General features: G+C 67.2%; 18 protein-coding genes and 1 tRNA gene. 8 read left to right on the top strand and 11 right to left on the bottom strand.

All coding sequences use genetic code 11. The features are described from left to right. The first annotated feature begins 19 nt into the window (after positions 1-19). Positions 20-2,245 (top strand): methylmalonyl-CoA mutase, encoded by a 2,226-nt coding sequence (gene scpA, locus WG924_RS13105; RefSeq protein ID WP_345933486.1) that lies wholly within the window; start codon positions 20-22, stop codon positions 2,243-2,245. A 168-nt stretch (positions 2,246-2,413) separates the two neighbouring features. Then, positions 2,414-3,052: a LysE family translocator gene (locus tag WG924_RS13100; protein WP_345933485.1), complete on the top strand. Its 639-nt coding sequence runs from the start codon at positions 2,414-2,416 to the stop codon at positions 3,050-3,052. Positions 3,053-3,198: 146 nt separating this feature from the next. Here the strand turns inward: WG924_RS13100 and WG924_RS13095 are convergent, their stop codons facing one another. Continuing rightward, positions 3,199-4,113, bottom strand: a complete 915-nt coding sequence (locus tag WG924_RS13095; RefSeq protein ID WP_345933484.1) for a hypothetical protein — start codon at positions 4,111-4,113, stop codon at positions 3,199-3,201. Positions 4,114-4,567: 454 nt separating this feature from the next. Then, on the bottom strand, positions 4,568-5,485 hold the full coding sequence (locus WG924_RS13090) for a DMT family transporter (RefSeq protein ID WP_345933483.1): 918 nt from the start codon (positions 5,483-5,485) through the stop codon (positions 4,568-4,570). Positions 5,486-5,584: 99 nt separating this feature from the next. Here WG924_RS13090 and WG924_RS13085 point away from each other — a divergent pair, with 99 nt between their 5' ends. Then, a complete protein-coding gene (locus tag WG924_RS13085) occupies positions 5,585-6,466 on the top strand; it encodes a helix-turn-helix transcriptional regulator (RefSeq protein WP_345933482.1) in 882 nt (293 codons plus the stop codon). Positions 6,467-6,592: 126 nt separating this feature from the next. Then, positions 6,593-7,156, top strand: a complete 564-nt coding sequence (locus tag WG924_RS13080) for a YbhB/YbcL family Raf kinase inhibitor-like protein (RefSeq protein WP_345933657.1) — start codon at positions 6,593-6,595, stop codon at positions 7,154-7,156. Here WG924_RS13080 and WG924_RS13075 read toward each other — a convergent pair. Next, a complete protein-coding gene (locus WG924_RS13075; protein ID WP_345933481.1) occupies positions 7,144-7,959 on the bottom strand; it encodes a helix-turn-helix domain-containing protein in 816 nt (271 codons plus the stop codon). The genes WG924_RS13080 and WG924_RS13075 overlap by 13 nt on opposite strands. A 169-nt stretch (positions 7,960-8,128) precedes the next feature. Here WG924_RS13075 and WG924_RS13070 point away from each other — a divergent pair, with 169 nt between their 5' ends. Both WG924_RS13070 and WG924_RS13065 read left to right on the top strand, forming a co-directional pair. Next, positions 8,129-8,548 carry a hypothetical protein gene (locus WG924_RS13070; protein ID WP_345933480.1) on the top strand — a complete coding sequence of 140 codons (420 nt, stop codon included), beginning with the start codon at positions 8,129-8,131 and terminating at the stop codon, positions 8,546-8,548. Between the two features lie 153 nt (positions 8,549-8,701). Then, the gene (locus tag WG924_RS13065; protein WP_345933479.1) at positions 8,702-8,908 is read left to right on the top strand and encodes a hypothetical protein; all 207 of its coding nucleotides are present in this window, start codon (positions 8,702-8,704) and stop codon (positions 8,906-8,908) included. A 34-nt stretch (positions 8,909-8,942) separates the two neighbouring features. On the opposite strand, the gene WG924_RS13060 is transcribed toward WG924_RS13065, so the two are convergent. From WG924_RS13060 to WG924_RS13025, 8 genes are all read right to left on the bottom strand, one after another. Further along, positions 8,943-10,220: an enoyl-CoA hydratase/isomerase family protein gene (locus WG924_RS13060; RefSeq protein ID WP_345933478.1), complete on the bottom strand. Its 1,278-nt coding sequence runs from the start codon at positions 10,218-10,220 to the stop codon at positions 8,943-8,945. Further along, the gene (locus WG924_RS13055) at positions 10,217-12,112 is read right to left on the bottom strand and encodes a fatty acyl-AMP ligase (protein WP_345933477.1); all 1,896 of its coding nucleotides are present in this window, start codon (positions 12,110-12,112) and stop codon (positions 10,217-10,219) included. The genes WG924_RS13060 and WG924_RS13055 overlap by 4 nt, the downstream gene beginning before the upstream one ends. 51 nt (positions 12,113-12,163) lie before the next feature. Beyond that, positions 12,164-13,081: a class I SAM-dependent methyltransferase gene (locus tag WG924_RS13050; RefSeq protein ID WP_345933476.1), complete on the bottom strand. Its 918-nt coding sequence runs from the start codon at positions 13,079-13,081 to the stop codon at positions 12,164-12,166. A gap of 45 nt (positions 13,082-13,126) precedes the next feature. Next, a complete protein-coding gene (locus tag WG924_RS13045) occupies positions 13,127-13,402 on the bottom strand; it encodes an acyl carrier protein (protein WP_345933475.1) in 276 nt (91 codons plus the stop codon). 96 nt (positions 13,403-13,498) lie between these two features. Beyond that, positions 13,499-14,650 carry an acyl-CoA desaturase gene (locus WG924_RS13040; RefSeq protein ID WP_345933474.1) on the bottom strand — a complete coding sequence of 384 codons (1,152 nt, stop codon included), beginning with the start codon at positions 14,648-14,650 and terminating at the stop codon, positions 13,499-13,501. A 388-nt stretch (positions 14,651-15,038) separates the two neighbouring features. Beyond that, positions 15,039-16,328, bottom strand: coding sequence for a sensor histidine kinase (locus WG924_RS13035; protein ID WP_345933473.1), 1,290 nt, complete (start codon positions 16,326-16,328; stop codon positions 15,039-15,041). A 332-nt stretch (positions 16,329-16,660) separates the two neighbouring features. Then, positions 16,661-16,737: transfer RNA gene (locus tag WG924_RS13030), tRNA-Pro, on the bottom strand. Positions 16,738-16,794: 57 nt separating this feature from the next. Then, positions 16,795-17,796 carry a polyprenyl synthetase family protein gene (locus WG924_RS13025; RefSeq protein WP_345933472.1) on the bottom strand — a complete coding sequence of 334 codons (1,002 nt, stop codon included), beginning with the start codon at positions 17,794-17,796 and terminating at the stop codon, positions 16,795-16,797. Between the two features lie 304 nt (positions 17,797-18,100). Here WG924_RS13025 and WG924_RS13020 point away from each other — a divergent pair, with 304 nt between their 5' ends. Together WG924_RS13020 and WG924_RS13015 are read left to right on the top strand one after the other, a co-directional pair. Further along, positions 18,101-18,427 carry a putative signal transducing protein gene (locus WG924_RS13020; protein ID WP_345933471.1) on the top strand — a complete coding sequence of 109 codons (327 nt, stop codon included), beginning with the start codon at positions 18,101-18,103 and terminating at the stop codon, positions 18,425-18,427. Further along, entirely contained in the window at positions 18,424-19,269 is an 846-nt protein-coding gene (locus tag WG924_RS13015; protein WP_345933470.1) for a methyltransferase, read from the top strand. Before WG924_RS13020 ends, WG924_RS13015 begins: the two co-directional genes overlap by 4 nt. The last annotated feature ends 119 nt before the right edge of the window (positions 19,270-19,388 follow it).

The raw sequence follows: 19,388 nt of genomic DNA, 5'->3' as shown, positions 1-19,388 counted from the left end.
TCCGATGGCAGACAACTCCATGTCAAAGACGTCTGCGGCAAAGGCGCCTGCGGCGAGCGGGCTGCCCGATTTCTCCGCGCTCGATTTCGACGCGGTCACCCCGGCCGAAATGCCGGCGGCGGCGGTCGCGGCGGCGGTCGATCCCTGGATCACGCCCGAAGGCATCGAGGTGAAGCCCGCCTATGATGCCGGGGACGTTGCCGGCATCGATTTCGCCGGCACCTATCCGGGCGTGGCGCCCTATGTGCGCGGCCCTTACCCTACGATGTACGCCACCAATCCGTGGACCATCCGTCAGTATGCGGGTTTCTCGACCGCGGAGGATTCGAACGCCTTCTATCGCCGCAATCTCGCGGCCGGTCAGAAGGGGTTGTCGGTGGCCTTCGATCTGGCGACCCATCGCGGCTATGACAGCGATCATCCGCGGGTGAAGGGCGATGTCGGCATGGCCGGCGTCGCGATCGACTCGATCTATGACATGCGCACCCTGTTCAGCGGCATCCCGCTGGACCAGATGAGCGTGTCGATGACCATGAACGGCGCGATCCTGCCGGTGATGGCGCTGTATATCGTGGCCGCCGAGGAACAGGGCGTGCCGCATGACAAGCTGACCGGCACGGTCCAGAACGATATCCTCAAAGAATTCATGGTGCGGAACACCTATATCTATCCGCCCGAGCCGTCGATGAGGATTATCTCGGACATCTTCGCCTATACCGCCCGCGAGATGCCACGTTTCAACTCGATCTCGATTTCCGGCTATCACATGCAGGAGGCCGGCGCCTCGGCCGATCTGGAACTGGCCTATACGCTGGCGGACGGCATCGAATACATCCGCGCGGGTGTGGCCGCCGGCATGGATGTCGACCGCTTCGCGCCCCGGCTCAGTTTCTTCTGGGCGATCGGGATGAACTACTTCATGGAAACCGCCAAGATGCGGGCGGCGCGCCTGCTGTGGGCGAAGCTGGTGAAGCAGCATTTCGATCCGAAAGACCCCCGCTCGCTGTCGCTGCGCACCCACAGCCAGACCTCGGGCTGGTCGCTGGCGGCGCAGGATGTGTTCAACAATGTCTCGCGCACCTGTGTCGAGGCGATGGCGGCGGCCGGTGGCCAGACCCAGAGCCTGCACACCAATTCGCTGGATGAGGCGATCGCGCTGCCGACCGATTTCTCGGCCCGGATCGCCCGCAACACCCAGTTGTTCCTTCAGACCGAAAGCGGGCTGACCAGGCTGATCGATGCCTGGGGCGGCAGCCATTATGTCGAGCGGCTGACCCATGATCTGGCCCGGCGCGCGCTGGCCCATATCGAGGAGGTCGAGGCGCTGGGCGGCATGACCAAGGCGATCGAGGCCGGTGTGCCGAAGCTGCGGATCGAAGAAGCCGCCGCCCGCACCCAGGCCCGGATCGACAGCGGCCGGCAGAGCGTGGTGGGCGTGAACCGCTATCGGCCGGACGAGGCCGACGATATCCCGGTGTTGAAGGTCGACAATGATGGCGTGCGCCGCCAGCAGTTGGAAAAGCTGGCGCGGCTGAAGGCCGAACGCAGTCAGGACGAGGTCGACGCGAAGCTGGCGGCGCTGGAAGCCGGTGCGCGTGGCGATGGCAACCTGCTGGAGCTGGCGGTCGATGCCGCCCGTGCCAAGGCGACCGTCGGCGAGATTTCCTTCGCGCTGGAAAAGGTCTTCGGTCGCCACAGCGCCCAGATCCGGTCGAACAAGGGCATCTATCTGCGCGAGGTGGGCGACGGCAACCCGACGGTGGAGCGGGCGCGCGAGATGATCCGCGCCTTCAAGGACACCGATGGCCGGCCGCCGCGCATCCTGCTGGCCAAGATGGGCCAGGATGGTCATGACCGGGGCCAGAAGGTGATCGCGACGGCGTTCTCGGATCTGGGCTTCGATGTCGAGATCGGGCCGCTGTTCCAGACGCCGGCCGAAGCCGCCAGGGCCGCCGCCGAGGCGGGCGTTCATGTCGTGGGCGCAAGCTCGCTGGCCGCCGGCCATCTGACGCTGGTGCCGGAATTGCGGGCCGAACTCAATGCGCAGGACAAGTCCAACGTGATGATCGTGGTCGGTGGCGTTATTCCCAACCAGGACATCCAGGCCCTGCTGGATGCCGGCGCCGCGGCCGTGTTCCCCCCCGGCACGGTGATCGCCGAGGCGGCCATCGACCTGATCGACAAGCTGAACCAGCAGCTTGGCTATACCCAGCCGCGCCCCGAAGGCTCTGCCTTCGCCGATTGATCGGGAGGGCTGCCGGTTCCCGCTGCCGCCCGCCTGCCGACCATAGCTGCCGCCGATGCGGTGCCCGACCGGATGGTGTTCCGGCGGCGCGCCGCATCGGCGGCTTGCATTCGGGCGGCGGTCATGGATTGCTCGATCCCGAGATCATGACGTCGGGGAGGGCGGGGCATGTCGCCGGAAAACTGGTTGGGTTTCGTTGCCGCATCGGCGCTTCTGCTGGCCATGCCGGGGCCGACAGTGCTGCTGGTCATATCCTATGCGCTGAGCCATGGCCGACGCGCGGCCGGCGCCACGGTCGCCGGTGTGGCATTGGGCGACGCCACCGCCATGACCGCATCGATGCTGGGCCTGGGGGCGCTGATGGCGGCATCGGCCGATCTGTTCATGGCGGTCAAGCTGGCGGGGGCCGCCTATCTGGTCTGGCTGGGCCTGCGGCTGTGGCGGGCGCCGGTCGCTGTCGGTGCCGATGGCATGGTGGCATCGTCCCCCATCGAGACCCGGCCCTGGCGGATCTTTGGCCATGCCTGGCTGGTGACGGCATTGAACCCCAAGGGCATCGTGTTCTTCGTGGCCTTCCTGCCGCAGTTCATCGATCACGGCCGGCCGCTGGTCAGCCAGATGATGGTTCTGGAGGCGACTTTCCTGGCGCTGGCGGTGGCGAATGTCACCGCCTATGGCCTGCTGGCCACGCGGGCGCGCCGCCTGATCCGGCGGCCATCGGTGCAGCGTGCGGTCAACCGCGCCGGCGGCACGCTGATGATCGGGGCCGGCCTGATGGCGGCCGGCTGGCGGCGGGCCGCGGGCTGACGGCGGAATACCTCGACAACAACCGCAACAACTTCGAGGTTAAAGAAACCCAGGCCAATGGGAGAAACGCGTGCAGCCCTTTCAGGGGGAATTCATCGGGTTAAACCAAGATTCGGCACGCGTTCCAGAAAACACACGCTGCTCCCTCAGGCGGCGATCTGCCATCCCGTCAAGTCGCTGGATGCAGGCTGACAAACCGTGTGCTTGATCGTCCAGTTGTCCATGTCCTTCGCACCGCTCACGATGGCGGCCAGGTCTCCCGTGAAGCTGGGAGCCTTATCTACGACGCGCTGGATGGTCACATCGCGGCAATTGTTGCCCCCGCGCGTGTATCGCTCGCCCGCCCGGACATTGCCGCCGACGGCCTCCACCATGAGCCAGCCCGAGCGGCCCTCTGGATTCGTCACGGCATCATGCACAGCCCTGGCAATCTGCTGCCGTTCCATCTCGACAAGACGAGTAAGGTTTGGTGATCCCGTCATCTGGGTGGCCAGGACGTCGTACTGGGCAATCAACTCTTTAATGGCCTTATCCTTCGACTCGGCAAACCGGACAGGCTTCAGCGTAAACGACAGAGGGGCGACTTCAACCAGGAAGGCTTCATTGTCCGCGCTGGTATTGGCGAAGAGATCTACGCCAACGAAATCGTGCGCCGGCGACGAGCTCCGCTTATCCTGGGTTGAGAAAATATCCGCAACAAACCGGATATTGTCCCCTGCACTACAGATCCCGTAGGCATATCGCCCCCCCTGTTTCTCGCAAAAGGTAGCGAAATCCCGATGGAAGGCCGCAATCCCGCCAGCTGCCGAGGCCACGTCCTTCTGGACACGCCGATATGTTTGCCCATTCAGCTCTTTAGCACCACCCATCACTTTGCTGAGGCCAGTCGTGTGATCAACGAACCGGGCTTTGGCAAAAGACACAACGTCGCTGGAGTTAGCCAACGCGAGGGCCGGATCGGCGTTCGCGAGGATTCCACCTCCGCCTCCGCCGTTGGTGGTCTGACAGGCAGAGATCACTAGCATCGCGGCCAGAACCGCGGGAAGAGCGAGCCGAGGCATTTGCATTTCCGATCGAGCTTTCCGCATACAGTTCCCGTTGGGATAGCATGAACGGAGGCCACCATCAACTCAGCACGCCAATCTGGAAGCACTTCTGCTCTTAGCAGGCCGGATCGTGCCCGCCAGCACGCCGTCCAGTGTCATAGTTCAGCCTGCCATTCATAAAGGCAACCACAGCGAAGGCGACCGTATTGTTGCGGCAGCCGGTGTTCACTGCGGCAGAGCTTTACGCCCCGGAAGTTCACGTGCCATAAGCTTTTCGATGATGTCCCCAACCTGGAAGTGCGTCACGGAAACTCGGGCAGAGCACCACACCCAACCGGGCATGTACAGGATCACGCAGAAGACATTTTCCTTGTATGCAAATATTCACCAATGGCCTGCAAAAAAACGCCCCTCCCGATGGCCTCGGGAGAGGAGCAATCCACGGATCCGCGTCCGCGACAAGAGCCAGTCAGCGTATGGAAGCGGCCCGGCGGCGCTGTTCGGCGCGATAGCCGGCCAGCCCGTGTAGCAGCAGCGTTACCAGAACCACCGCGCCGCCGATGAAGGTGGCGGTGGCCGGCACCTCATCGACCGCCAGCCACACCCAGAACGGCCCGATCACCGCTTCGGCCAGCATGATCAGGCTGACCTCCGCCGCCGGGATATAGCGGGGCGCGGCCGAGATCAGCGCGAAAGACAGTGGCAGGACCACCAGACCATAGACCAGCACCAGCGGCAGGACATCGGGCGCCGGCAGCAGGGGCCGGACGCCGGTCGCCAGCGCCACCGCCAGCCCCACGGCGGTGCAGGTCAGCCCGCCCACGGCCACGACGGGTGTGGACGATATCCGCCCGGCGCCGGCGCGCAGGATGACGAAATGGATCGCGATCAGCAGGGCCGCGCCAACCGCGATGACGTCGCCCAGCCAGTTGCCCTGGCCGGAGCCATCACTGTCGGTGCCGCCGAAGACCAGGATCGCGATGCCGACGGTGGCCGCGGCGATGGCGGCCCAGGTGCGGCCGGGCACCGGTTCGCCCAGAAAGCTGCGCGACAGCAGCGCGCCGAACAGCGACCCCGACGAGATGATCACCAGCGTGTTGGCGACGCTGGTATGGGCCAGCGACAGGATGAAACACACCGACCCCAACCCGAAGGCGATACCGGATGCCCAGCCCTGACGGCCGATGCGGGCCAGCGCCTGCCATGGCGCCTGACGCCCGATCAGCCACCAGCCGAGCAATGCCGTCAGGGCCATCAGGCTGCCGCGCCAGGCCAGCAGGATCCACGGATCGGCGTCGATCAACCGGACCAGAAGTGTATCCGGGGTCAGCGTCAGGATACCTGCGGCGGCAAGCCATGTGCCGCGCGCCTGTGATGAAAGGGCCATGTGATCGGTGATGCCTTGCAGGATGGGGAGGGTGTCGTGGAGACTGGCGGCCGGGCAGGATAGCGCGTCGGCGGCGACATGGAAGGGCTGGGATAAGCCATGACGGTGATGACGAGCGGTGCGGAGCGGTGTGTGGTGCAGCGCGAGGGCGTTGGCGCCACGGCGCGGATCATTCAGCGGCGCGCCCTGCTGCTGACCCGTATCGTGGTGGACCTGCCGACATTGATGGTGGTGCGCCAGGGCAGCAAGCGGCTGATCGGGCCGGGCGGCGAGATCACGATCCCGGCCGGCGGGGCCGCGGCCATCGCCGGCGGACGGATCTTCGACGTGATCAATCGCCCCGCCGCCGGCGGCATCTATGAGGCCGAATGGCTGGTCTGCGATCCGGCGGTGATCGCCGGCTTCGCCGCCGACGGCGAGGGGGCCGGCCGGCCGATTGCCGAGGCCATGGCGATCGGCACGATGGCGCCGGATTTCGCATCGGCCGTCGATCGGGCGCGCGCCGCCGTGTTTGCCGGCGGCGATCTGCCGCACATGGTGGCGGTGCAGCGTATCCGCGAGGTTCTGGGCTGGATCGGGCATCATGGCGGCCGGTTTGCGGCACCGCCCCCGCCATCGGTGGCGGCGCGGATACGGGCGCTGGTCTCACGCGATCTGCGTGCCGCATGGCGCAGCAATGATCTGGCCGGCCGGCTGGCGATGAGCGAGGCGACCCTGCGTCGCCGCCTGGCCGCCGAGGGCCTGTCGCTGACCGGCCTGCTGGTGGATATCCGGATGTCGCATGCTCTGATGCTGTTGCAGGCAACCGATCTGGGCATCACCCGCATTGCCTTCGATGTCGGCTATGACAGCCCGTCGCGGTTCGCCGCCCGTTTCAGACAGCGCTTCGGACATCCGCCGGCCGCCGTGCGGGAGCATGTCTCGGTCCGGATGGCGGTGCAACCCTACGCTGATGAAAACGCTGGCATTTCAGCCAAATGACGTCAAAGGGCGCAGACTGATCGGACCGGCATCGGATCTGAGCGGATCAGGCGCGCGATGGTGTGCAGATCCGGCCAGACTTTCCGCCAACACCCAGATGTGGCGGAGGATATTCCGATGATCGTGATGACGAAGACCATGGTGGCTGGAGCGGCGGCCCTGGCTGTGGCTTTGGCCGCGGGGCCTGCCACGGCCGGCGGTTTCCGCCTGACCAGCACTGATCTTGCCGATGGCCGTATCGGCCGCGACCACGTGCTGAGCGCCGATTACGGCTTCGGCTGCGATGGCGGCAACCTGTCGCCACAGTTGTCGTGGCAGGGCGCGCCGGCCGGAACGCGCAGTTTCGTGCTGACCATGCATGATCCCGATGCTCCGACCGGCATCGGCTGGATGCACTGGGTGGTGGCCAATATTCCGGCCGATGCCGAGGGCCTGCCACGGGGGGCCGCAGGCGATCCGGCGGCACTGCCGGCGGGGGCCCTGCAGACCCGCACCGATTTCGGCGCCCCGGGCTATGGCGGACCATGCCCGCCAGAGGGGCAGTCGCATCGCTATGTCTTCACGCTGACGGCGCTGGCGGTCGATCACCTGCCGCCGGTGACGGCGGATGCGATGCCGGCGCTGGTCGGCTTCCTGGCGGGGGCGAACGCCCTGGCGGCGGCACGGCTTGAGGCGCGCTATGGTCGCTGAGCCATGCTGGCCAGCGCCTCGGCGGTTGCGGCATCGGCCGGAAAGAAGGCCTCGACCGCAAGCTCGGCCAATGTGATGTCCAGAGGCGTGCCAAAGACCGTGGTGGTGGTGAACAGCGACAGACAGCCCCGGGCCGTCGCCAGCCGCATCGGCACAACCAGCCCGCCATAGGGATCGTGCGCCATCGACGGGCTGGCGACATGAACCGGTGCAGGCAGCGCCTTCAGCTCCGCCAGCAGGTCGATCAGCACGGGGTCCGCGCTCATATCGATCTGCCGGCGCAGCCGGTCGAGCAGATGCGCCCGCCATTCGGCCAGATTCAGGATGCGCGGCGCCAGCCCGTCGGGATGCAGGCTCAGGCGCAGCACATTGACCGGCCCCGCCAGCAGGAACGGCGCAACCCCATCGAGCAGCGGCGGGACAGCGGCGTTGGCCGCAACCATCGTCCAATGGCGGTCGATCGCCAGTGCCGGATAGGGCTCATGACCCTTCAGCACCAGTTCGATCGCCCGGCGTGCCGCCGACAATGCCGGATCATCCAGCCGCCGTTCGGCGAATGCGGGGGCATGGCCGGCGGCGATCAGCATGTCGTTGCGCTCCCGCAGCGGGATCTCCAACTGTTCCGCCAGCCGCAGCACCATGGTCCGGCTGGGCGTGGCGCGGCCGGTTTCCATGAAGCTCAGATGCCGGGTCGAGATATCGGCATCCAGCGCCAGCGCCATCTGGCTCAGCCGTCGGCGCTGGCGCCAGTCGCGCAACTGCTCGCCGAACGGGCGGGTGGCGTTCAGGGTGGCGGTGGTCATCAGGGGCTGTCCTCAAGGCAAAGGCTGCGGGCTCAGGCTCAAGATTAGCGGCGACCGGGCCTGCCGGCCATGACCTGCCGGGTAATCGCATCCGGGCACGAAGCGGTGCCAGATGGATGGCGGATGGCGGGCATGGGGCCCGCCCGATCGACCTTTGAGGAGACCGATCATGTCGATGTCGACATCCGCCCGGACGGAACCCCGCTTCCTGCGCCCCGTGCTCTATTTCGATGCGGCGACCTGCCTGCTGATGGCGGGCCTGCTGCTGATCGGCGGCAGCGGGCTCGCCGGCCTTCTTGACCTGCCGGTGGGCCTGCTCACCGCCAGCGCGTTGATCCTGATCGGCTTTGCCGCCGCCGTCGTGGCGGTGGCAAGCCGGCCGGCTCTGCACCGCCGTGCTGTCTGGGCGATCGCCGTGGTGAACATCCTGTGGGCGATCGACAGTCTGCTGATCCTGGCGCTTGGTTGGGTCGAGCCCAACGGCCTGGGGCTCGCCTTCGTGATCGTGCAGGCGGTGGCGGTGCTGGTGATCGCCGAAATCCAGATCATCGGCCTGAAGCGCGGCCGGCCGGCCGGGGTCGCGGCCTGAGCCGACATGATGGCCGGCGACGTGTAATCCATCGGTTGCGTGGGTTTATGTAAACGGTTGGATACCAGGGGGGCGGTCATGCTGTCATGTGACCGGATGGCATGATCCGATTTGCGGAACGTCGCTGCCAGTCCCGCTGCGGAGACCCGCCTCATGACCAGTGCCGCCGACCCGGTCATCAACCGCTTCATCGACAGCATCCGCGACGACCATCTGGCGGTCGCACGCCTGACCCGCGCGTCAGGCCTGGCCGAACTGGATGCGATCGTGGCTCAGCTTGCCACCGAGCGCGGGCTGTCGGCCGATCTGCCGGCATTGACCCGCGCGCTCGCCTATAAACGGGCCCGCAACCGGCGATGATCTGCGGCTGCCGGTCCCAGCGGAACCGGTGCGCTCATCCCGCCTTGCGCCGCCCGGTCCAGTGCCGTTCCAGATTGGCGACCAGGGCGGGGCTGAGATGGCAGATCGCCACCTCGCGGGTATAGGTGGCCAGATAGGCGCGGAACAGGTCCAGAGGTTCCTGGCCGACACGGAACGCCCGGCGGTTGCCGGCCACCGACACCACCCCGCCATCGACCAGATCGGCCGCGACCTCGGCGATGGCGGCATCCAGTTCGCCCGCGGGGGCCACCCGGTCGACCAGCAGGCGGCCTTCGGGGCTGTCGGCCTGAATGGTGCGGCCGGTCATGATGATCTGGCGCGCCAGCCGGTCGCCCATGATCCGCGGCAGCCGCAGATTGGTGGCGCCGGGCACCAGCCCTTCCTTGCGGGCCGGCACGTTGAACCAGCTACCGGCTTCCGCCACCACCGCGTCGCAGACCAGCAGCGCCTGGGCGGCGGCGCCGATCGCGAAGGTGTCGATCACGCCGATCCAGGCTTTTTCGATGGTCTGGGCGGTTTCGTCGGGCAGTTCGCCGGGGGAGGCCAGCCCTCGGAACACCTTGGATACCCAGCCCATCTCGCGTTCGATATACATCACATATGGAACGCGGCCCTCATAGAGATCGGTGAGGTTCAGCCCGGCGCCGGCCAGCCTGCGGCCGGCATAACGCGGGTGATCGACGATGCCGCCGCGCAGGATGCAGGCGGCGCTGTCGGCATCCAGAAGTGCGGCATCCACCGCATGTTCCAGCGCGTCGATCGTGGGCACGTCCTCGGCGTTCAGCCGGCCGGTGTTGCGGTTTTCCACGATCAGCAGCCGGCCCTGGCGCATGATCCGCACCAGCCCCAGATCCAGCACGCCGTCGCGGGCCAGACGGGCGGCATTTTCGGTCGCCTCGGGCCGTGGCAGCATCATGGCGTGGCAAAGATGCAGCCCGGCGCAGCGGTCGGCGAAAATGACGGCCAGAAACTCGGCCTGGGCCATCTCGATGCCGGTCTTGGCCGAGAGCGGCCGCGCCGCCTCGGCCGCAAGGGCCGCGCGATCGGGCACCAGCCCCGGTGCTGCATCGGCCGCCGCCAGCAACAGCTCGCCCACCCGCAGAAAGCGGCTGCGACCGTCGGTCAGCCGGTCGTAGAAGCCGATGGCGTGCCGGGCCAGGAAATCGCGGCGGATCGTCGTGGCGGCCATGGTGTCACCGGCCCCGGCGATCTGTGCCGGCAGGGTGGCCAATGCCGCCGCCAAGGTCGGCTGCCCCATGGCCGCCTGTCGGTCGTGCTGCCGTCCGGTCATCGGCCAAGCCCCTCTGCGACGATATCGGCCATGACCTCGGTGCGCGCGTCCGCCGGCACGGCCGGCCGCGGGGCCGCGCTGTCCCACAGCACGTCAAGCGTGCCGTCGAGCAGGCGGCGGCGCATCTCGCGTCGGCGGATCTTGCCGGAGGATGTCTTCAGGATGGTGTTGGGACGCAGCACCACCAGCCGGTCCAGCCTGAGTTCCAGGGCCGCGGCCACGGCTTCCATGGCATCGCCATAGAGCATCGGGCCGTCGAAGCGGCGCATGCGTTCCCGCTCGACCTCGACCATCGCCACCACGATCTCAGTGCCACCGGTCTCGACCGAAACCGCCGCGGCAGCCCCCGCTGCGAGATCGGGACAGGCATTGGTGATCGCTGCCTCCACATCCTGCGGATAATGGTTGCGGCCACGGATGATGATCAGATCCTTGATCCGGCCGGTCACATACAGCTCGCCATCCATGATCGCGCCCAGATCGCCGGTCTTCAGCCAGGCCCGACCGGTATCGGCAGCCCCGGTCAGCGGCTGCCCGAAGACCTGGGCGGTCTGCTCCGGACGCTGCCAATAGCCGCGAGCGAGGCTGCTGCCAGCCACGCGGATCTCACCGATCCGGCCGTCACCAAGCCGCCGGCCGGTCTCAGGGTCGGCGATGGCGATGTCGAGGCCGGGCCCGGCCTGCCCGCAGCCGACCAGCCGCCGGGGCGGGGTCAGGGTGGCGGCCGGCATATCGGCCGGCGGCGGCGGCATCAGCACACCCCTGTCGAGGGCGGCGCCGTCGACCGTCAGCACCGGTGGTGCCACCCCCTGGCGGCCGCCGGTGATCATCAGCGTGGTTTCGGCCATGCCATAGCAGGGATAGAAGGCCTCGGCCCGGAAGCCATAGGGCGCGAAGGTCCGGGCGAAGCGGGCGAGTGTATCGGCGCGGACGGGTTCGGCGCCATTATAGGCGACCGTCCAGGATGACAGGTCGAGCCCGGCGCAGGCCTGGGCCCTGAAGCTCCGCACGCACAGGTCATAGCCGAAATCGGGGCTGCCGGCGGTGGTGGCCCGCCAGTCCGAAATCGCCCGCAGCCAGCGCATCGGCTTCTGCAGGAAGGCGGCCGGTGCCATCAGCACTGATGGTATCCCCAGATACAGCGGCTGCAGCAGATTTCCCACCAGCCCCATGTCGTGATAAAGCGGCAGCCAGCCGGCGAAGACGGTATCGGCGTCATGGCCCATGCCATGACGGATCAGCCGCTGGTTGGCCATCAGCGCGCCATGATGGACCATCACGCCCTTGGGGTCGCCGGTCGAGCCCGAGGTGAATTGCAGAAAGGCCAGATCATCGGGGCGCACCGCCGGTGGTGGCATGTCAGTTGGCGACGTGCCTGTCACCGCCCTGCTGGCGATGGTGTCGGTGGCGATCACCTGCGCGCAGGCGATGGCGGCGACGCCCTCGTCGCCGGCATTGGCGAAGCGTGGTTCAAGCTGGCCGCGCTGTTCTTCGGCGACCAGGATCAGGCGTGGCGCACAGCCGCCGACGATGGCGCCCAGCCGGTCGAGAGACTGGTTGCGGCGCGGCGGATAGGCCGGCACCGCCACGATGCCCGACATCAGGCAGCCGAAGAACGCCTCGATGAAGCTCATGCCTGGGGGATGCATCAGCAATGCCCGGTCGCCGGGCCTGGCCATGTCGAGCAGGTGCCGGCCGATGGCGCGGGCGCGGGTGGCCAGTTGGGCATAGGTCAGGCGGCTGTCCTCGTGCTCACCATCGCCCAGAAACACATAGGCCAACCCGTCATGGCCGCCATGGACGCCCCGACCGCGGGCGAGTTCATCGAGCCGGTGTGCAAGCGTCGGGGCCTGCGTCTCGACGAAGCCGTCGGCATGACTGCGTGCGTTCATTGAAGCCCGGTCTCCCTGTCGCCGGTGGATTGTCCCATGCGGATGTGCCGGTCAACCCAGCTTGCGGAACGAGATGCGGGCGAGATTCATGCGGCCGGTGTGGAAGCCGATCATGAACACGCCGCAATAATTCTCGAACCGCCTGACGATGTCGGCGCCGACGATCGCCTCGGCCCGGCCCCGGTTGGCGCGCAGGCCGTCGAGCCAGCTCTGGAAGGTGCGGACATACATCTGTCGGTCCATCCGCAGCCGCTCCACCTCGAACAGCCGGTCGGATGCCTCGATCACCTCGTGCAGCCGGGGCAGATCGCTGTCGGGAAAGACCTCGGTGGCACAGAAGGTGCTGAAATCGGCCTTGGTGGCGGTGCCATAGACGATGGTCTGGATCGACATCCGCCCGCCCGGCTTCAGCCAGTTGTGGGCGCGCTCGAAAAAGGCGCGATAGCCGGCGCGCTTCTCGTCCTCGGTCGATGTCAGCCGGGCAAAATGCTCGAAGGCTTCCAGCGAGACGATGGCGTCATAGGGTGCTGTGGGCTCGAACCCCGCCCAGGGGGTCAGCGCCACCGCCAGCTTCGGATTGCCCAGGGCATCGACATGGGTTCGATGGGCCTCGGTCATCGTCATGCCGGTGACGTGGCCCACGCCCCGGTCATCGGCCAGCCGCCGCATCATCGACCCCCAGCCGCAGCCGATATCGAGCACGCGATCGGCACCCGCCGCATGGGCGGCGTCGATGTGGAAATCCAGCTTGCGCAGTTGCGCCTTCAGGAAACCTGCGGCGTCGCCGGTGTCGCCGTCTTCATAAAGCGCACAGGAATAGGTCAACGACGGGTCCAGCCACAGGCCGAAGAAATCCGTGCCGATGTCGTAATGCGAGCGCAGGGCATCCGACGACGTGCCGGGATGACCGCCGCCGGGGCCGGGATGGCCACCGCCGAGATGGGTTGCCTGGGTGGTGTCGGGCGCCATGACACTGCCTCCGATCGTGGTTGGCCGCGATTGGGCCGTGGGCCGTCAGGCGGCGAGAGCGGCCGCAAGGTCGCTGATGGTCGGATTGTCATAGGCGGTGGTCGGCTCCACCTTCACGCCGAGCCATTCCTCCAACTCGCCGGTCATGGACACCACCGCCAGACTGTCGACGCCCATGCGCTCGAAACGGACATTGCGGCGGATTTCTGCGGGGTCATGGCCCAGGCGATCGGCAAGATAGGCGACGAGCCAGGCCTCGATGGCCGCGGCATCGGGACGCTCGGTGGTCCGGGCGGCGGGAAGCGTGGTCTGGGTGGTCATGGTCTCTGATCTCCTGAACGCCGGCATCCGGCGTGATGCGGATACGTCGTGGCCGGGACCGGCCGTGAGGGATGTCATGCGGGACAGGTGGACCGGTCAGGCTGCCAGATCCTCGTCGCCATCCTGCGCGTCGCTATCCTTGGCGTCGGGTCGGCCGAGATCGACGGAAGGGCCGAGATCGACGGAAGGGCCGGGATCGACGGAAGGGCCGGGATCGACGGAAGGGCTGGGCATGGCGCGCTGATCGGCCGCCGCCGCCCGTCTGGCGGCGATGCTCTCAGGCGCGGGGCGGCGGATGTTGCGGGCAAGTCCGGCAGCGTCCAGGCCGCTGATGATCCACCAGCCGATATCCGGCTCCCGCCAATCCAGCCCGAAGCGTGCCGAGGTGGGGAAGGCATGATGGTTGTTGTGCCAGGCCTCGCCCAAGGTCGGCAGCGCGATCGGCCAGAAATTGGTCGAGGTGTTGCGGCCGCCGAAGGGGCGGGTGCCGACGATATGGGTGACGGAGTTTATGGCATTGGTGAAGTGGTAGCTCAGCGTCAGCCGCACCGCGCCGCCCCAGAGCAGGCCCAGCAGCGCCCCATAGGCATCGCCGAGCATCAGCAGCCCCGCCAGGGCCGGCACGGCCAGCCCCAGTGCCACCCACCACAGATAGCGCTGGTTGATCTTCATCAGCGACCGGTCGCGGGTCAGGTCGCGTGCATTGGCAAAGACATCGGCCGGTGTGTGGTTGAAGGTCCAGCCGATCTGGGCGTGCCAGAAACCCTCCCAGCGCCCCAGCGCCCGTCCATGGGCGATGCGCGGTGAATGCGGGTCGCCGTCGCGATCCGACCGGATATGGTGCAGGCGGTGATTGGCCGCCCAATAGATCGCCGGCCCCTGTGCGGCCATGCATCCCAGAACGGCCAGCAGATTGCGGAGCCAGGGGACGGTCTCGAAGGCGCGATGACTGAGCAGGCGATGAAAACCCACCGTGATCCCGGCATAGGTCAGCAGATAGCACACGCCCAGAATCGCCAGCGCCTGCCAGGGCGCGCCGCCATCCCGGATGGCGAGCCCGATGGCCAGGGCGCTGCCGGCAAGCGGCAATGCCAGGATGGCCCAGGCATGACGGCGTTGCGCGCGCATCAACCGCGGGTCACGCAGGGCGGTTGCCCGCGTCGCGGATGGGGCCGCGTGGCCGCCACCCCTGGCCGCACGTCCGCCGCCGGGCGGTGCCCCGGCCGGGGTCGATTGGTCGGACGACATGGTCTCCCCCCCCTCAGATCATTCCGGCTATGGCCAGAGGCAGATCGCTGTCGCGACGATGCGCCTTGTGCCTGATGGGTCGCCGCCTCTCCTCTCCGCATCCCGTTTGGCGCGTGCTCGCCGTCCGGCAACGTGGGAGCTTATGCCCGATCTTCGGTGGCGCGACATCGGACATGTATTGTCCGTTGTGTAGAAATATATTTGAGCAACTTATACGGGATTCATCAAGCTCATTTCATGTCGAATTTTCCCAGGCGACCGGCCGGGAATGCAGCCGCGTTCGCCGCCGGCAAAGGCCGGCCGAGATGCGGGTTCAGATGGTCGTGGGCGGGGATATGCCCCGTCGTCATGGCGCCTCTTCGTCACGGTCTCTGCCTGCGCATGCGGGTCAGTACAGGGCGGGGCCATCCTGCGGCGACAGATCGCTGCGGGCGATATCGACCGGCAGGCGCAGGGTGGCCGACGTGCCTAAGCCGACAGCGCTGGTCAGGCGGATGTCACCGCCCATGGCGTCACACAGCCGGCGGCAGATGGCGAGGCCCAGGCCGGTGCCGCCATAGGCACGGGATATCGTGGCATCTGCCTGAACGAAATCGTCGAACACCCGCGCCAGTTGCGCCTCGGTCATGCCGATACCGGTATCGGCGATAACGATCTCGATCCAATCGCGCGACGACGCCCGATCGCCGCTCCCCTCCGCGACGATCCGTCGGGCAGTGATGCGGATCTCGCCGCCACGGGTGAACTTGCAGGCATTGGACAGCAGGTTCAGCAGCACCTGGCGGACACGGGTGACGTCGCCGTTGATCGCGCCCAGATCCGGCCCCAGATCGGCCAGCACCAGATTGTCGTTGCGGGCGGCCAGCGGCCGGCAGGTGTGCAGCAGGTCGCGAAACAGGCTGCGGGCATCGAACCAGTCGATCGACAGCTCCAGACGGCCGGCCTCGATCTTGGCCATGTCCAGGATGTCGTCGATCAACTTCAGCAGATGATTGCCGGCGCCGTGGATGTCGGCGGCATATTCGGCATAGCGATCGGTGGCGGACGGCCCCAACAGACGATCGCGGATGATTTCGGCGAAGCCCAGAATGGCATTCAGCGGCGTGCGCAGTTCATGGCTGACCCGGGCCAGGAAGTCCGATTTCGCACGATTGGCCCGTTCCGCCTCCAGCCGTGCGGCAATGGCGGTTTCACGCGCTCTCACCGCCACTTCGCGGGCTTCCGCCAGTTGCTGTGCCTGGCGTGACAGGTGGTCGCGGGTGAGCTTCAACTCGATTTCGCGTTGCTTGATCTCGGTAATGTCGCTGCGCAGGCTGAAGAAGCCCACGCCCGGCACCCTGAATTCGCGCACGAGATGCCAACGTCCGCCGGTCAGCTGCTCGAACGGGTTTGCCTGCGGGTGGTGCAGACGCCGTCGCCGCTTTTCGATGTAGCCATGGGGGTCGCTGCGCGCCAGCGGGTCCAGCACCACGCCGGCCGTGTCCATGCTGTAGCGGATCACGTCTTCAAAACGCCGGCCTAGCAGATCCTCGACCGGCGGCATGTGCGGAAAGAATTTCCGATAGGCTTCGTTCACAAAGGCGACACGATCGTCGGTGTCGTAAATGATCACGGCTTCAGGCAGGCGGTTCACCGCCATGCGCAACAGCCTGTCGGCGTGCTGCGTCTGGTCGCTCATGGTGCGTTCCAATGGGTATCCGTCGACCATTCCCGTCCGACGATCAGCGGTCAGGGATGTGGACCCGCGGCACCAGCGCGCAGCATTTGAACCACATCCTATCGATATCGTGCCGCGATCGACGTCGAGTTGCAATGTGCCTCAGCGTTTTCTGATTCAATATTCGTCCTGCACAGAAAAGTGGCGGGCACAGGCACACAACAACCGGAGGACGTGCCCCGTCGGGCGGTGCGGCCGGCGGTCCGGATGTGACGGTTCCAGGCTGATGGTCCTGAAACGACAACGCCCCGGCAGGAAACCTGCCGGGGCGTTGATGTCGGACATACCGAAGTTGGTCGGAGTGGCAGGATTCGAACCTGCGGCCCCCGCCTCCCGAAGACGGTGCTCTACCAGGCTGAGCTACACTCCGGTGCGTCCGTGGGGCGCCTTATAGCGGGAAGAAGCGGCCCCCGCAAGGGGGATTTGTTCAGAAACCGCGCGCGATGCAGAAGCTGATCAGATCGTCGAGCGTGCGGCGCTCGATACCGTCATCGAAATCCGACAACGCCCGACGGGCCGCATTGCCGTAAGCCTCTGCGCGCCGGAGGGTTTCGCCGAAGGCGTCGTGACGGCGCATCAGTTCGATGGCGTGATCAAGGTCGTCATCGCCCTGTTCCAGCGATTCCATCGTCCGTGACCAGAAGCGGCGTTCGTCCTCGGTGCCGCGCTCATAGGCGACGATCACCGGCAGGGTGATCTTGCCTTCGCGGAAGTCGTCACCGATGGTCTTGCCCAGCGCCGCCTGTTCGGCCGAGTAGTCCAGGATGTCGTCGGTGAGCTGGAAGATCACGCCCAGGGCCATGCCATAGCGCGCGAGCGCGTCGACATCGCCTCGAGGGCGGTCCGCGACCACAGGGCCGATGCGGCAGGCCGCCTCGAACAGCTTCGCGGTCTTGCTCTCGATCACCCGCAGATAGGCGGCCTCATCGGTTTCCAGGTCGTTCGAGGTGAGCAACTGCATCACCTCTCCCTCGGCGATGACCGCCGACGCATCCGACAGGATCTGGAGCACTTCGAGAGAGCCGTCGCGCGTCATCAGTTGGAAGGCGCGGCTGAGCAGGAAGTCGCCGACCAGCACGCTCGCCTTGTTACCGAACACCGCGTTGGCGGTGGCTTCGCCACGGCGCAGCGCGCTTTCATCGACGACGTCGTCGTGCAGCAGGGTTGCTGTGTGGATGAATTCCACGCAGGCGGCCAAGGGCACGTGGCGCTGGCCCTGATATCCGCACAGCCGGGCCGACATCAGCAGGAGCAGCGGCCGCAACCGCTTGCCGCCGGACGACACGATGTGGCTGGCGAGCTGGGGGATGAGCCCCACCTCGCTCTGCATGTTGTCGATAATGACTTGGTTGACACGCTTCAGGTCATCTGCGACCAGAGCCTGAAGCGTGGCGAGAACCTCTTGCGAGGAGTGTGCGCGCGCATCCACGGGAGAGCAGCCGATCCGTCTTGTTTCAGGGCAAAGTAGCGCCCGGGGCCGGCAGGGCTTGACGCTCCGCGCGGCGCTGGGGAGCATATGAAGTGCCGTGCTGCGCGGTCAAGATGCGCTGATAGGGAAAAGGAGCACGGTTTCATGTCGCCCGGCCATCCTGCCGCGCCCGTGTGCAATGCACAAGCGGGGTGGTGTATGCCGGACGCCTGGAGCCATGCCGCCTTCTGTCGCACTCACCGCCGGCTCTTGTGCCCGGCTGCACTTTCTCTGATGTCGAGGGCCGTTCATGGATGCCATCCTGGTGACCACAGACCCAGTGCGCCTGTCCTGGGCGCGCGCCGTGCTGGCCGCGGAGGGCATGGAAACCCTGGTCTTCGACGAACAGATGAGCATGGCGGAAGGCTCGATCGGGGCCTTTCCGCGCCGACTGATGGTGGCCGGCGACGACGCCGTCCGCGCACGCCGGCTGCTGGACGACGCGGCGCACGATCTCAACGAGGGGGCGCCGGTCTCCACGCCATCGCGATCTGCACCAGCCCGATCTGCCCCGGCCCGATCTGTCCCGACCCCTGCGGATGTCGGGGTGTGGCGGCGCCTTGCCGCCCGGCTGTTCGGTCCGGCGTCGTGAGCGATGGGCAGATCGGGCCGGGCCGCGACAGGCCGGCCGGGGATGCCGCCGAGCTGGCCCGCGACCATGGTCTCGATCCGGCGGGGGTGACGCTCGATCATCTGCTTGGGCGACGGGTCGCCTTGTTCCAGGCGCGCAACGGCTATCGGGCGGCCGTCGATCCGGTGCTGCTGGCGGCGGCGGTTCCGGCCGCACCGGGGCAGCGGGTGCTGGATCTGGGCCTGGGCGCCGGCGCGGCGGCACTCTGCCTGGCGGCCCGGGTGCCGGGCATCGCTCTGGTCGGGATCGAACGCGACGCGGCGGCGGCGGCACTGGCCCGCGCCAATGCGGTGCTGAACGGTGCCGATCTTGCGGTGGTCGAAGCGGATGTGGGCGGGCGGGCGGCCCATGCCTCCGACCCGCGCGGGCTGTCGTTCGATCATGTCCTGACCAACCCGCCCTTTCTTGAGCCTGGCCGCGCCGATCCGCCGCCCGATGGCGGCCGCCGTGCCGCGCATGTCGAAGCGGCGATCGGGCTCAGCGGCTGGATCGCGGCCGGTCTGCGCCGGCTGAAGCCCGGTGGCAGCATCACGGTGGTGATGCGCGCGGACCGGCTGGATGTGGTTCTGACCGCGCTGTCGGGCCCGGCGGGCGATATCCGGGTGCTGCCGGTGCATACGGTCGGCGATGGCCGGCCGGCCAAACGGGTGATCGTTCAGGCGATGAAGGGCCGTCGGACGCCGTTGTCGCTGCTGGCACCGCTGGTTCTGGCCGGGCAGGGACGGGCGTGGCTGCCTGTGGCGCGCGCGGTGCTGGAAGATGCGGCACCGCTGGTCCTGGACCCGCGCGCGGTGCGCGGCTGACACCGGCGGTCCTATTCGCCATCCCGGCGTTGACAGTGCCGTGCGCGGCAGCGATATGGAAGGTCGATCCGGCGCCATCATCCGGTGCACGGCCTGCGCGCATCCGAGCCTTCACGTCG

It is taken from the genome of Tistrella arctica (genome assembly GCF_039630945.1).
In the GTDB taxonomy this organism is placed as follows: domain Bacteria; phylum Pseudomonadota; class Alphaproteobacteria; order Tistrellales; family Tistrellaceae; genus Tistrella; species Tistrella bauzanensis.
The sequence above is the reverse complement of the archived record's forward strand: the minus strand, read 5'-3'. Positions and strand labels throughout refer to the sequence as shown.